We start from the raw sequence: 13,005 nt of genomic DNA, 5'->3' as shown, positions 1-13,005 counted from the left end.
GTCGTCCCCAAACCAAGGGAGGACTTTCGTGGCGCAGACAGATTTCGACGTTGCCATCGTCGGCTATGGGCCGACCGGCCTCACTGCCGCATCGCTTTTGGGCCAGCTCGGCCACCGTGTCGTGGTCATCGAGCGCTGGCCGACGCTGTACGGCCTGCCGCGGCTGACCCACATCGACGGGGAGACGGCGCGGCTCCTCAGCTTCGCCTGCGACATCGGCGAGGCCTTGCGCGAATCGTCTCCGATCGAGTCCTTCATCTTCTACAACGCGAAGGGCCAGTGCCTCATCGACGCCGGCGCGATTCCGACCATTCCGATGGGCTTTCCGGCACACATCTCGATCCACCAGCCCGACATCGAGGCGGCAATCGACCGCCGGGTGCGCACGCTGCCGAACGTCAGCGTCCGCCAGGGCACCGAGCTGACCGGACTGAAAAGCGCGGGCGGACCGGTCCAGCTCGCGGTGAAAGCCGGCGAGCGCACCGAGACGCTGCGCGCGCGTTACGTTTTCGGCGCCGACGGAGCCCGCAGCTTCGTCCGCTCCGCGCTCGGCATCGAGCGCGACGACAGCGGTTTCCACGAGCGCTGGCTCAACATCGACGGCGAGCGCAAGCGGGCGCTGACGTCAAGCTTCGATGAGACCAAGATATACTGCGATCCGGCGCGGGGCCACATGTTCCTGCCCATCGGAAAGAACCGCCAGCGGTTCGAATTCGCGCTGCTGAAGCGCGAGGACACGGCAGAGATGGAGAAGCCGGAGACTGCCTGGAAGATCCTGAAGCACTATCACAACATCGGACCGGACGATATCAGCATCATCCGCCAGGTCGTTTACACCTTCGAATGCCGCATGGCTCAGAGCTGGCGCAAGGGACAAACCTTCCTTGGCGGCGACGCTGCTCACACCATGCCTCCCTCTCTGGGCCAGGGGGCGTGTTCCGGCATCCGCGACGCCGCCAACATCGCCTGGAAGCTGGACTTAGTGCTGAGCGGCGCTGCGATGCCGGAAATTCTCGACAGCTATGAGGCGGAGCGGCGTCCGCATGTCGCAAACATAATGAAGACCGCCGTGATGCTCGGCAAAGTGTCGAACATCCATAACCGCGCCTTGGCATTCATCCGCGACCTGGCATTCCGCTTCAACTTGGTCCCGCCGCCGCCGCCATTCCCGTCCTTCAGCGCCGGTCTCATCCAGGACGACCGTGGCGGCGTGGCCGGCAAGGTCGTCGGCTCGGTACCGCCGCAGGGGCAAGTGCGCGTCGGCGGAACGACGGCGAGGCTCGACGACCATGTCGGCTACCGCTTCGCGCTGATCGCGGAGAGAAACCCTGCCGTGGTGCTCGATGCGTCCCGGGTCGCCTTCCTCAAGGAGCTCGGCTGCCGGCTGTTCACGCTGGCCGACGATGCGGGCCCCGGCGTGGAGCGGATCGTCGACGTCGAGGGCGTCTATGCGGCGTATCTAGCCGAAAAGCATATCGCCGCGATGCTGACGCGCCCGGACACCAACCTGTTCGGCTTTGTCGCAAATCCAATCGACCTGCCACGCCTCGTCGACGAGCTGCGCCAGAAGCTCGGCTGGCGCAAGGCCGCGATGGCCGCTTGAGCAACAACTGGAGACCTGGCGCATGCAGCTAAGGGAAGACCAGTTCAAGCAGATCGAGGCCCTATGCCGCGCGATGCCCGTCTCGCGCATGGTGGACTACGGCGTGCCCCATGACCTCGCCGAGCGCGCCCACCAGCAGGTCCGCACAGGCGCCCCCTGGGACGCAGTGCTGGAGAAGCTGGGCCACGAACGGGAGGCTCGCGCCCGGGCAGAGGAAGACCCGGTCCGCGCGCGCGACGCCTGGCACGCCACCTCGGCGTGTCTGGTCTTCGCCCAGATGGCCTTCAATGCCGACGGCGAGCGCAAGCGCGCTCTCTACCGAGAGATGACGCGCTGCTTCAGCCGCTTTGCCGCACTGTCCGAATTCCGGGTTTCTAGCATTGAGGTGCCTCACGGCGACGGCAAGCTGTTCGGCTGGCACTTTCACGCCAGCGGCGAGGCCGTCGGCGCCGTGATCGTGTTCGGCGGCATGAGCGGCTGGTCCACCGCCTACCGCTCGATGGCGGAAGCGCTCTGCCGGCGCGGCCTCGATTGTCTGCTGGTCGACGGCCCCGGGCAGGGCAACAGCCGCATCGAGGGCGGCGTGTTCGCCGGCGCCGACGTCGCCGCCGGGTTCAGCCGGTTCGTCGACCGCGTTCTGGAGTTCACGCCCGGGCGACCGGTCGGGATCTGGGGCAACAGCTTCGGCGGGCTGTTCGCCGCGCTCACCGCGGTGCGCGATCGACGGATCGCCGCCTGCTGCATCAACGGTTCGCCTGCACGCCCCGAAATCCCGCCGTTCCGCACCGTGCAGGAGCAATTCGCAGCGATGTTCGGCGTCGGTGATGCCGCAGAGCTCGCGGGCGTATTGCCGTCGCTTGTCTTCGACGGCGAGCGTGCGCCGCTCGCCTGCGCCACGCTGGTGCTAGAAGGCGGCGCGGATCCGGTAGTCTCTCTCGGGGAGCAGCGGAGCTTCCTCATCGGCAATTGCCACACGTTGTCACGCCTCGAGACGTGGCCAGATGGCGAGCACACGATCTACAACCACGCCGCAGCGCGAAATGCCCTGGTTGCGGAGTGGTTCGCTGCGGCCCTTGGACCACCGGCAGCATAAGAACACCAATCACAACAGAATAAGAGGCAACATGTCACACGTCAACGCTCTGGATTACGCGCCGCAAAGATCGTCGGACACATGGCCGGCCATGATCGACATGGCAGCGCTTCCGATCTCGTCGGCGTCCTGATCGCCGGATAAGCGCTCGTCCCGGTGCAGTCCGGAGCGCTGCCGACCCCGTTCCCTGCCGGCGTGGTGATCGCGATGGGCAATCTCATGCTCGCCATCTTTGCCTTAGTATTATTTGGTGTCGCGCCAAAGCTGATCGCCGATTTCGGTCCGCCAGCGATCTTCCGGATCTTTGCGGCCGTCATGCCTTCGGCGCCGTTACCATCGCGCTGTGAGACCGTGTCAATCCAGCGGATCGCGGATGCGACTGGTTACTCGAAAGTCTCGGTACCGAAATATTTCCCGACCAAGTTGGACAAGATCAGGGTCGGGTCGAAGCGCAATCGCGCCTACAGGTCACAGAGACTCTATCGCGCTCCTCTACCAAGCCAAGCAACTCTACGTTTCTGTCAATTGAGACGGAGGGAAGTGCATCCAACATTGTCTCAAGGCGAGCTTCGAGCTCAGGTTGATGGAACCAATATAACCGATGCCAAGCGACGGAGGTCTGCCCCTTCCAATTGAATGCTGCGAGTGTTTCGTTCTTGGAATTCCTGAGTTCAGCCAATTCATTGTAACGCTCGATCAATGGATCATTGTCCGAGTCGATTCCAATGCTTGCAAGGATTCGAGCCACCTCGTCATCGAACGTTACAGCTCGCGGCAAGAGGTGCCGGCTCGGATGACGTTCAACTACAATGACCCGGTGACCGTCGCGTCCCAACAGCTGAGCCAACAGCAGCCTGGTTGGCCCACCGCCCACGATGAGCACTTCGGCATCAAGATTTGACTGATCGAACATTACGCCCCCTTTAGGCTTATCGAGCCGTCCAACATGGCCTACCGAGTGTTCGCTTTGGCAATACGCGCCCGAGACGCCACAGCATGTCCTCGCTCAACCTCACCGCACTCAGTCCCGACAGAACTCAACGCACATCATACATCGACTCAAACTCCAACCCGCCTCGCAGACCGGCTTTGTAAGTATCCCGTGACAAGCGGTATGGCGGGGCGGCGTCTGCATCGCGAGAGGCAGGAGACCGTCACTCTCCACGCGATTACTTGTGTATGAAGGGCCGTTTCGGAGCTGCATCTGGTCCATCCGGCGCCCACAAGCGGAAGCTCAGATTGGCGAACACCGAATAGCCTTTCGCGATCGAAGCGGAATCGAAGCCAGGTCCCGCCGCCGTTCCGCCGGAGGCAGACGCCGAGAACTCCTTAGTGGCCCAGACGAACAATGCCGCGGGACCAAAATTGTATCCGACAAGTCCGCCGGCGGCCCAAAGCGCGTACCGGTTAGTATTGATCGCGCCCGCGTAGAATGCGCTTGGGGAGTCATTGGTGACCTGACCGGCGTAGTACCCGACCGGCCCGAACGTCCAGTTTCCGATAGTCTTGGTCGCCGTGAACTCCGCGTGGAAAATATCGCCGGACTTGTAATTCGTGACGGTGCTCCTGGTGTTCATCTCCTGGGAAAGGTTGGCGGTGAAATTCCACCCGTCCTTTAGATAAGAGACGATAAGGTTGGGCTGAAACGTCCACCAGGGATTTCCGACATTGCCCAGACCGTTGGCGCCGGAGATCGTGCCGTCCGGCACATAGATGCCAAGACCGGCTTTGATGAAGAAGCCGCTGTCGCCGAATCTCCAGCTCAATTCGGCCGGCACGATGAATGTGTTGTGCATGCCAGCCTGGTTGACGTTCACGGGAGCACCGATGTCGCCCATCAACCAAGGCTGCACGATGACGGCGTCATAGGTTGCGCCGAGGAAGGTCCAACCCGGCACCCAGAGCAGGCCGGACGCTTCGACGGCCGCGTGGACCGGCGCTGCGACACCGCCGACATTTGGCGCTCCCGGCCCTGTGAGCCTAGCCTGATATGTGAAGACCTGGTTAAACGAATAAATACCTGGCGGCGGATCCGCTGCGGTGCCGCCTCCTAGCGTGACGCCAGGCTTTTGCGCCTGCCCGATATACCCAAACTCGTAGGCGACCGCAGGCGTGGCAACCGCCACTGCTGCAAACATCACCGCCGTCATCAATGCTCTCTTCAACGCCATGTCCCCCCGTCGGTTGGCTGAGGCCGTCGGAACGATGGTGGACAAAAGCCGCGCCGCTCCGCGCGGCTTTGCCAAACATCACTCGATTGCGATCAGCTCAGTTAAATCCGCGCGAAGAGTAGGAGGGGTTTCGTGTCACCGTTATCCAGTTTCGGCAGTGCCCACCGATGATACGGCATTTTATATTGACGTGCTCTTTTTATCACGCCATCGGTAAACAACGTTCGCGCATCGAACATCCTCGGCCAAGAACTCCGATAGTTCAAATGCATCGGCAGATTGTCGAGACCACTCGGATACTTTCCACCTTCGGGAGAATGGACACCGGCGAGTTCAATGCATGCATCCGGCAAGGGCTCAGACAAAGAGCGCCTTGGTCCGATCGACCGCAGTTTTCGCTCAGCCGAATCTCTCGGCAGTCTCTTCGCCGCGGACACTCGCGACGGCGGCGGTATATGAGCTCGCTTGAACTTGCGCGTAAATTATCTCAACTTTTCGGGTCGAAGCCCCCGATGAAGCATAGTTGAGCCAACCCTCCGAAGGGCCCAGACCCAGCTTCACCCCCAAGCAGCCTCAGTATCCGGCCTCGATCGATGTTCACACGCCTCAACTGCAGACCCCGCCAAACCCGATGAGCAGCGGCGCTTCAGCTGCGGCCTGCCGTCCCTCCATCAGAGGGCGTTAACCCTCGAGCCAGCGGGCTTGATCCGCCGCCAACCAAGCATGCCGCGTAGCATCGAGAGCCTCGTTCCGCCCGAAAACTGGCCCTTCTTGATAGCTCTTATCCAACCGATCAAACCCCGTTGTCGAAGTACTATGGCGAGATGAACGGATTACTTGGAGCGTCTGTGACGGAAGTTCGCCGAACAGCTCCCGATAGCTGTCTGCAAAGCGGCTCCAATGCCAAAAGCCCCAGCTTGCTGCCACGTCGCCGATCGAGACCCGCCGCTTGGCTGCGGCTAGCATCTTCAGCTCGCGACGCACGGCGTTGAGGCGTACGACACGCAAGAACCGCGACGGCGAAGTGCCGAACGAATTCTGAAAACAGTCTTGCAGATTGCGACGGCTCACTCCTACGTGCCGACAGAGATCATCGACGCCCGGGGGGGTGTCCCGGCGCGATAACGCAAAGTCGAGCGCATGATCGGCGACCTTCTTTTGGGAGGTCACTGAGTTCATGGAGGTGCTCCGGCCCGACGTCAATGCCTCGGCAATGAACCTCAGCAGCGAGCTCTGCAGCTCATTCCGCGACGCAGGGAAGTCAAATACATGCGTTCGCCCGCAGGCATCGAAGAGATCGGTGATCACCCGCCGCATCGCGGCATTGCGCTCCGCCGAGACGTTGAAGCCGAGATGCCGCACCGCAAAGAGATCGTCGGCGAGCCTGCATTCCCCAATGCCTTTGAAGTATCCGGCGAGCCATTGCCTATCCACCACGAGGTGCACGACGTCGAGATATCTGGGCGTCAAAAGCGGCGGAACATCCGCGCCGTCCACGAACAGCGGAGACGGAAACGACAGCACATGGCCATTGAAGTGACTATCGCCAGACGCCGCCACCGGGAGGCTGAAGATCATCACACCTGGCCATGCCATTCCCGGCTTCATCAACGACTGGCACGTCCTTTCGCGAATGATCTGGACATGGTCAAGCCGCAGCGAGGTCAGGCGTCCGCTAAAGCGGCCCGCCGAAAACTGCTCAATTCGCAACGTTCTGCCGGTCAGGCGGTTGGCATATTCGCCGACTTCATCCGATATGAAGTCAGAAACGCGGGACGATGTCGCGTCCGCCAGCGCAGGCATGGCTTCTACATCCATCACATTTTCTCTGTCGGAAGAAGCCGAGATAAGGGTATAAGAAATCTGCATGAGCGACGCCTTCCGCTCAACGCATAAACCCACGAACCTTCTGACTCACAACGTCGATGTGAAGACTGGACGTTGAAGATCGAAAGAGCAATCAACATATCTCACGCCTTGTTCGAACGCGACGTCACACGGAAGCTGATAGCGACCGCACCACTCTGCTCGGCTTCAAGACGGCAACCGGAGCGCGCATCGACGGAACTGCGCCGCTCCGCACGCGGGAAAGGAGCGGTTCTAGCAAACAATTGCGGTATATTCAGACTTGGCTCCGGGCCGGGAGCTTCGGAACGAGCCCTTAGAAGATCGATACTGCCAAGCTCATAACCGCCGATGCGAGTGGCGAAGGCAACGCGCGGTCGTATCTCAGCAGGCGGAGCACTTGCCCGAATTTCCTCAGACAGTACGAGGCGGCGGAAGGACTCCATGATCCGAACGTTGACACAATTGCACCGCGGTTGCCGCGTCGTGACGCGATTTTCCGTGACCAGAATGCCGGGTACGCCACGCTGGGACAGATCGATGGCCGCAGTCAGACACGTTGGTTCGCGGCCAACGATCAACACAAATGTCTTTTCTGCAATTCTCACCGGACTTCCTCCCGAGGTTTTCTTAGTATTTCTTTTCGTCTTATGCGGACCGTTCCTAGCGGAGCGTATGCCCAAAAGATGGAGGCCCAGATGGGCCCCGAGTTGATCTCTCGATAGATTTACGACTACGCGAAAAATGCTCGCCCGGCAGAGAGAGACCGCGTCCTCCGACGAATTCTCCTCGCTCGTTGGCGCGACCGAATAGCAGGGCTGGCGGACTTGCAGTGAAATCCTCTTCGGCAGTTCCATCGACGGCCTCGCGTACCGGTGCGGAGCGAACCCCATAACGCTGGCGGGTAGCTTGGATTTTCAGTTTTTGGCCCCGACAGGCACATCCCGCCGATAACGTCAGCCATTGTGAGTGGGAGCGTCAGAAAGAAGCTGAGGGATGTCCGCGCCGCGAGCCGGCCGGCAGGCCTACCGCCCACGATGAGCGCATCGGCATCAAAAATTGGCTGATCGAACATAGCCCCTCAGGCTCATTGAGCCTCCATCTACGGCTTCGGCCGATACTTCTTGTTCGTCACACGCGCCCAACGCCTCACGGCACGCCGTCAACACCCCACGCCCAGCATTCCAGACACGAGTCACAAAGGCGCGACGTAGCTCTGTCGTAGTACTGTGAGGCGCCAATCGCATGAAAAAGGTTAGCAACTTCCAGAGCGAGCAATGCAGGACCAAACGCCGCAACAACGATGTCCGGCGTAGGCGGCACTATGCGGAATTGATCGGCCCCACCTGAGGCGATGAACACGATCGCCTTCGTGCCTGACGTGTTGTCATTTATGACATGATATTCACATGTAAATGCCTGTCAAGTCTTGTCCTGGAAGCCATGAGTGGCAACAGCTGCACCGGTGCTAAGAATAAGAAAGATACATCGGGGAAGAACAGGTCCGGCGCCACCGCGAGATACCCTTCGCGCGCCAGCCAATCGGCATGACCGCGCGTCACGTCGGTCAGGCCGAAGATGTCATGGAGCACGATGCCGCCGGGCTAGCGCCTAGCCCCTTGCGGCGTTGCGAGGTAACCCTTGAGCCGATGGTGCGGCGTCGAGATCGAGAACTCGGTCATGGCGTGTCCCTTCACTTTACCGGCGTCGGCTGATAGCTCAGCAGACGCCAATGTCCCCCCGAGTTGCGAACCACGGCCAGGAAGCGGTTATCCAGGGTCAGTGGCGAACCGTTGAGCAATCCACGCATCCTCATGCGACCGCGAAGAAGCGCCACGCCGAGAGCACCAACGTGCTCTGTTCTTCGATCGAGATGGACTCATAGCGAAAGTATCCAGCCTGCACTTTCGCCAGGTAGGATTGCTTGTCATCCACTGCTGCGTTTGAGTGCGCGTAGATCAGCGCGTCGTCCAGAACTTCGCGCAATACGGCGATGTCCGCCTGCTTCATCGCCTCGTACCGGCGACGTTCCATGTTTGCGATCGCTTGTTCCATCGGAGTGTTCCATGCCTAGTGGGCGCCTGGATCAACGAAGACGTAGAGCAGCTTGATACGCCCGTTCTCAATATGGGCGACGTCAGTCCCCGTCGCGGCCACGGGGCCGTCAGGTGGACCTGCGCGCCAGAACAGTCGCGCGGCGCCGTTGTGGCCCACAGCGTGCCCGGCCGCGGTGAACACGAAGTCGGCCGGCAACCGCTGGAGCAAATCCTCAACGGCTTGCGAGATCGCGCCCCATCCTGTTGCAACGGTCTCGGGATCGTAGAGAATAGCGCCGTCGGAATACAGTTCGCTCAGCGCCATGCGGCGGCGGTCCGGATCGCGCTCGTTGAAGACCCGCACAATATTAGCCTGCATCAGCGCGTCGAACTCGGTGACCGCCGGTGCCGCGGTTCCCGTCTCTCGCTGCTGCTCCGTACTGCTCGTCATGTCTATGATCCCTTGCAAGGCTGGGTTGGAAAACCGGCTCCGCGCCCTCAAAGAAGCGTGCAGACAGAGGTGAAATCCAGCCGCGGCGAGCGCGTGAAGAGCTTCGAATGATCGCCGTAGCCAAGGCTGCACAGAAAATTGGACTTGACGTGCGTGCCTGCGAAAAACTCTGCGTCGACGCCAGCATTGTCGAAACCCGACATTGGCCCGCAATCCAGTCCGAACGCACGCGCCGCGATGATGAGATAGGCGCCCTGGAGGCTACCGTTGCGAAGGGCCGTCGCTTCGATCAGCGGCGTCTTGCCCTCGAACATGGCTTTCGCATTCGGGCGATGCGGAAACAGCGTGGGAAAATGCTCAGGGAAAGCGAGATCGTAGCCAACGATGGCCGTGACCGGAGCGGCCATCATCTTGTCGGCGTTTGCAGGCGCAAGGTAGGGCCTGAGACGTTCCTTCGCGGCCGCCGTACGGAGAAAGAGCAACCGCATCGGTTGCGTGTTCATGCTCGTCGGGCCGAACTTGACGACATCGTACAGCTCGCGGAGCATGCTGTCGGGCACAGGCTTGTCGAGCCAGCCATTATGCGTGCGCGCATCCAGGAATAGCTGGCGAAGACTACTGTCGTCGATACGCCGAGCCACGCTCGGCAGCGTATCCAGGGGTTGCATCGCGAGTTCTCATTGTCTCTGACACTACGTGTTGCAAAGAATATCGTCGGCGTTCTCCGTAGACGGAGCGGCCGACTTCCTCCTCAGGCAGCCGCGCCGGCAGGCGGGAAGACGATCTCCGGAGCGCCCGGTGGTATAAAGTCGACGGCATTTGGTGCCCCCTCCTCACGCCACATCTCGTAAGCGATCTCGCGAACGATTTTCCCGTCCTTCATCTCAAAAAGATGGGTCAGGCGCACGGCAAGCTCGGCCCCGACAGGATAGGGAATATTGGGCATTTCGTTGCCCACCACCGTGACGTGGCCAATCTGATCGTCGAACACGAACTGCTCGGTGGCGAACCGGCGCAACGGCACCACGCGACGATAGGCGACCGTGCGGAAGATCGCGCGATAGGCTTCGAGGATCTCGCTCTTGTCGTTCATCACGATGCCGCGTGTGGGCGCCTCCCAGCTGATCGTGTCGCCGTAAAGAGCAATTGCCTTGTCGACATGCTCGGGCGTCTCGTTATGGAAATGCGCATCGACCACTTTCAGATTGCGGGCAATAACCTGCTCGCGCGTCAGTGCACTATCCGGAGCCGTTGTGTCCACCACGATCGGCCCTTCGACGGTTCGTTCAACGCCTGCCATCTTGTTGCTCCCTGCTGTTCTTCACTTGCGATGCGTGCTGTCGACGATCTTGTTGGTGATGCTGCCGATTCCCTCGACCCAAGTGGTGAGCGAGGCGCCCGGCTTCATATAGATCCGCGGATTGCGGCCGATCCCGACACCATCGGGCGTACCCGTCAGGATGACGTCGCCCGGCCGCAGCGTCACGTGACGGGACGTGAAGGCGATGAGCTGTGGAACGCTGAACACCATGTCTGCCGTGGTGCCATGCTGCATGACCTCCCCATCGACGATGGTCTCCAGCTTGAGATTCGATGCGGAAATGGCATCCGCCGTCACGATGAAGGAGCCGATGGGGCAGCTCTTGTCGACATTCTTTCCGAGCGCCCATTGCCCGGTGCTCAACGTCACGGACTGGAGTTGCGCAGCGCGACCGCTGACATCGTTGGCGACCGTGTATCCGAATACGTTCTCTGCAGCCGCCTTTTCGTCGGCATCGATGGTCGTGGCGCCCACGATGGCGGCCAGTTCGACTTCCCAGTCGAGACCGTCCGGTTCGGCGACCGGGACCGGTATCTGCGCTCCATCGACGACAAGCTCGGATGTCCACCGCGCGAACAGGTTTGGGAAGGTTGGCGTCGGAAGTTTCGTTTCGGCACCGTGCTTGACGTAGTTGATGGCCGCGCAAACAATCTTCGCGTCGCGCGGCACCGGCGGCGCGAGCGTCAGGTCGGCGAGCGGAATTTCGCCCTCGCTCAGCCGCGAGGCCCGCTGCCTCCAGCCGGATAGATCTTCATAGAACGCATCCATTGACGCCAGCGGCGCGACCTTGTCGTCGATCACGACCCCCATCATGCGGTCTTGCGGATCGCGCCCGCCGGTTTTGACGTAGCCAACAAAACGCATGCGTCGTACTCCGAAAACTAGTTCGATGTCTGAAAGGCGAGATCGACCTTGGTGGAATTGGCGTCGGGCCAGCGCGCCGAGACGGTCTTGGTTCGCGTGTGAAAGGCCATCGCGCCCGGACCGAACAGTTTCGTTTCGGTGAAGGCGCTGTCCTTCCAGCCGGCGAAGTTATGAAAGAACACCGGGAATGGTATCGGCACATTGACGCCGATCTGACCGGCCTCGACCTCGTCGACAAAACGGCGGGCGAGCGCGCCATTGTTGGTGAAGATGGCCGCCCCATTGCCGAGCGGGTGGCCCGCGATGATCGCGACGGCGTCCTCGTAGCTGGCAGCACGAACCACCGATAGAACCGGGCCGAAAATCTCATCGGAATGCACCGCCATGCCGGGGCGTACATGGTCCACAAGGCTCGGGCCGAGAAACCAGCCGTCGCCCTTGGCATCGACGTCGCGGCCGTCGGCTACGACCGACGCGCCTTCGGAGGCGGCGTTGGCGAGGTAGGAAGCAATCCGATCGCGGCTTTCCGCCGTGATCAGCGGGCCGACGTCGGTACCGGTTTGAGCAGGATCGCCCATGTGCAATTTTGCGATCCGGTTTTTAATCCTGTGAACGAGCGGGTCGGCACTCTGTCCGACAGCGACCACCACCGACACCGCCATGCAACGCTGTCCTGCCGCGCCATAGGCGGCGGAAACAGCCGCATCCGCGGCAAGGTCCAAATCCGCATCCGGCAGCACGACCATGTGGTTCTTGCCGCCGCCAAATGCCTGCACCCGCTTGTTGCGAGCGACACCTGCGATCCGGATTTGCTTTGCGACCGGCGTCGATCCGACAAAGCTGATGCCTGCGACGTCGGGATGCTCGATCAGACGATCCACGATTGCCTTGCCGCCGAGCACCACATTGAGAACGCCGCGCGGAAGACCTGCGCTCGAGAATATCTCGGCGAGCCGAAGCGTGGCCGAGGGATCGCGGTCGCTCGGCTTGAGGACGACGGTGTTGCCGCAGGCAATCGCCATGGCGCTCTGCACCACGGGGATCAGCACCGGGAAATTAAACGGACTGATCGCCGCGACCACGCCGATGGGAAAACGAACCTCCGTCGCATCCACGCCGCGGGATACACCCGGACTGAACGCGCCGCCGTACCAGCTTCCGATCGAGGCCAACTGGCCCAGCACCTCGATGGCACGATCGACCTCGGCGCCGGCATCCGCCAGCGTCTTGCCGAGTTCGGCGACGATGATGTCGACCAGCTCAGCGCGCGCAGTCCTGAGTGCGGCGCGCAGATCGAGCATCAGGCCCGCGCGATTCTGCAGCCCCTGCGAAGACCACGTCGGAAAAGCGGCACAGGCGGCGGCGACGGCGCGATCGACATCGGCCGACGTCGCAACTGCCGCAATGGCGGTGAGCTTTCCATTCGACGGATTGACGATCTGCGAGCCGCTGTCTGCCGGGATAAGTTCACCGGCAATGAAATGGCCGACGTGCTTCATTCCACTCCTCCCGACTGCGCTGTTGCGCGATGGCGCGCCCTTGCCGCCTAGCCTTGCGCGCTCTTTACACTCCCGATCAAACTCCATTTTGTACATACTGTCAATGCTGACATATCGTACAA

13 protein-coding genes are annotated in these 13,005 nt (G+C 61.3%); 2 read left to right on the top strand and 11 right to left on the bottom strand.

Annotated elements, in window-relative coordinates; all coding sequences use genetic code 11:
• The first annotated feature begins 28 nt into the window (after positions 1-28).
• Both mhpA and QCM77_RS17925 read left to right on the top strand, forming a co-directional pair.
• On the top strand, positions 29-1,603 hold the full coding sequence (gene mhpA, locus QCM77_RS17930; RefSeq protein ID WP_279684409.1) for a bifunctional 3-(3-hydroxy-phenyl)propionate/3-hydroxycinnamic acid hydroxylase MhpA: 1,575 nt from the start codon (positions 29-31) through the stop codon (positions 1,601-1,603).
• Positions 1,604-1,625: 22 nt separating this feature from the next.
• Complete coding sequence (locus QCM77_RS17925; protein WP_279684408.1) at positions 1,626-2,696, top strand: alpha/beta hydrolase; 1,071 nt, start codon at positions 1,626-1,628, stop codon at positions 2,694-2,696.
• A gap of 433 nt (positions 2,697-3,129) precedes the next feature.
• Here the strand turns inward: QCM77_RS17925 and QCM77_RS17920 are convergent, their stop codons facing one another.
• The 11 genes from QCM77_RS17920 to mmsA form a co-directional block, all read right to left on the bottom strand.
• The gene (locus tag QCM77_RS17920) at positions 3,130-3,609 is read right to left on the bottom strand and encodes an FAD-dependent monooxygenase (protein ID WP_462804331.1); all 480 of its coding nucleotides are present in this window, start codon (positions 3,607-3,609) and stop codon (positions 3,130-3,132) included.
• Between the two features lie 256 nt (positions 3,610-3,865).
• A complete protein-coding gene (locus tag QCM77_RS17915) occupies positions 3,866-4,846 on the bottom strand; it encodes a SphA family protein (RefSeq protein WP_279684406.1) in 981 nt (326 codons plus the stop codon).
• A gap of 702 nt (positions 4,847-5,548) precedes the next feature.
• Positions 5,549-6,736, bottom strand: a complete 1,188-nt coding sequence (locus QCM77_RS17910) for a helix-turn-helix domain-containing protein (protein ID WP_279684405.1) — start codon at positions 6,734-6,736, stop codon at positions 5,549-5,551.
• Positions 6,737-6,837: 101 nt separating this feature from the next.
• Entirely contained in the window at positions 6,838-7,320 is a 483-nt protein-coding gene (locus QCM77_RS17905) for an FAD-dependent monooxygenase (protein ID WP_279684404.1), read from the bottom strand.
• 783 nt (positions 7,321-8,103) lie between these two features.
• Positions 8,104-8,304 (bottom strand): dienelactone hydrolase family protein, encoded by a 201-nt coding sequence (locus tag QCM77_RS17900; protein ID WP_279684403.1) that lies wholly within the window; start codon positions 8,302-8,304, stop codon positions 8,104-8,106.
• Between the two features lie 220 nt (positions 8,305-8,524).
• Positions 8,525-8,767, bottom strand: a complete 243-nt coding sequence (locus QCM77_RS17895) for a nuclear transport factor 2 family protein (RefSeq protein WP_279684402.1) — start codon at positions 8,765-8,767, stop codon at positions 8,525-8,527.
• 15 nt (positions 8,768-8,782) lie between these two features.
• Complete coding sequence (locus QCM77_RS17890; protein ID WP_279684401.1) at positions 8,783-9,199, bottom strand: nuclear transport factor 2 family protein; 417 nt, start codon at positions 9,197-9,199, stop codon at positions 8,783-8,785.
• A gap of 47 nt (positions 9,200-9,246) precedes the next feature.
• Positions 9,247-9,867, bottom strand: coding sequence for a malonic semialdehyde reductase (locus QCM77_RS17885; RefSeq protein ID WP_279684400.1), 621 nt, complete (start codon positions 9,865-9,867; stop codon positions 9,247-9,249).
• A gap of 83 nt (positions 9,868-9,950) precedes the next feature.
• Entirely contained in the window at positions 9,951-10,499 is a 549-nt protein-coding gene (locus QCM77_RS17880; RefSeq protein ID WP_279684399.1) for a nuclear transport factor 2 family protein, read from the bottom strand.
• A 21-nt stretch (positions 10,500-10,520) separates the two neighbouring features.
• On the bottom strand, positions 10,521-11,384 hold the full coding sequence (locus QCM77_RS17875; RefSeq protein WP_279684398.1) for a fumarylacetoacetate hydrolase family protein: 864 nt from the start codon (positions 11,382-11,384) through the stop codon (positions 10,521-10,523).
• 17 nt (positions 11,385-11,401) lie between these two features.
• Complete coding sequence (mmsA, locus tag QCM77_RS17870) at positions 11,402-12,883, bottom strand: CoA-acylating methylmalonate-semialdehyde dehydrogenase (protein ID WP_279684397.1); 1,482 nt, start codon at positions 12,881-12,883, stop codon at positions 11,402-11,404.
• Positions 12,884-13,005 lie beyond the last annotated feature (122 nt).

Source organism: Bradyrhizobium nivariense (genome assembly GCF_029846695.2).
In the GTDB taxonomy this organism is placed as follows: domain Bacteria; phylum Pseudomonadota; class Alphaproteobacteria; order Rhizobiales; family Xanthobacteraceae; genus Bradyrhizobium.
Note: the sequence above shows the minus strand (reverse complement) of the source record. Positions and strands in the feature narration are given on the sequence as shown.

Coding starts and splice junctions, on each gene's coding strand:
- QCM77_RS17920 (WP_462804331.1), bottom strand. CDS start 3,609: ATGTTCGATCAGTCAAATCTTGATGCCGAAGTGCTCATCGTGGGCGGT.
- QCM77_RS17910 (WP_279684405.1), bottom strand. CDS start 6,736: ATGCAGATTTCTTATACCCTTATCTCGGCTTCTTCCGACAGAGAAAAT.
- mmsA (WP_279684397.1), bottom strand. CDS start 12,883: ATGAAGCACGTCGGCCATTTCATTGCCGGTGAACTTATCCCGGCAGAC.
- QCM77_RS17885 (WP_279684400.1), bottom strand. CDS start 9,867: ATGCAACCCCTGGATACGCTGCCGAGCGTGGCTCGGCGTATCGACGAC.
- QCM77_RS17915 (WP_279684406.1), bottom strand. CDS start 4,846: ATGACGGCGGTGATGTTTGCAGCAGTGGCGGTTGCCACGCCTGCGGTC.
- QCM77_RS17890 (WP_279684401.1), bottom strand. CDS start 9,199: ATGACGAGCAGTACGGAGCAGCAGCGAGAGACGGGAACCGCGGCACCG.
- QCM77_RS17895 (WP_279684402.1), bottom strand. CDS start 8,767: ATGGAACAAGCGATCGCAAACATGGAACGTCGCCGGTACGAGGCGATG.
- QCM77_RS17925 (WP_279684408.1), top strand. CDS start 1,626: ATGCAGCTAAGGGAAGACCAGTTCAAGCAGATCGAGGCCCTATGCCGC.
- QCM77_RS17875 (WP_279684398.1), bottom strand. CDS start 11,384: ATGCGTTTTGTTGGCTACGTCAAAACCGGCGGGCGCGATCCGCAAGAC.
- QCM77_RS17880 (WP_279684399.1), bottom strand. CDS start 10,499: ATGGCAGGCGTTGAACGAACCGTCGAAGGGCCGATCGTGGTGGACACA.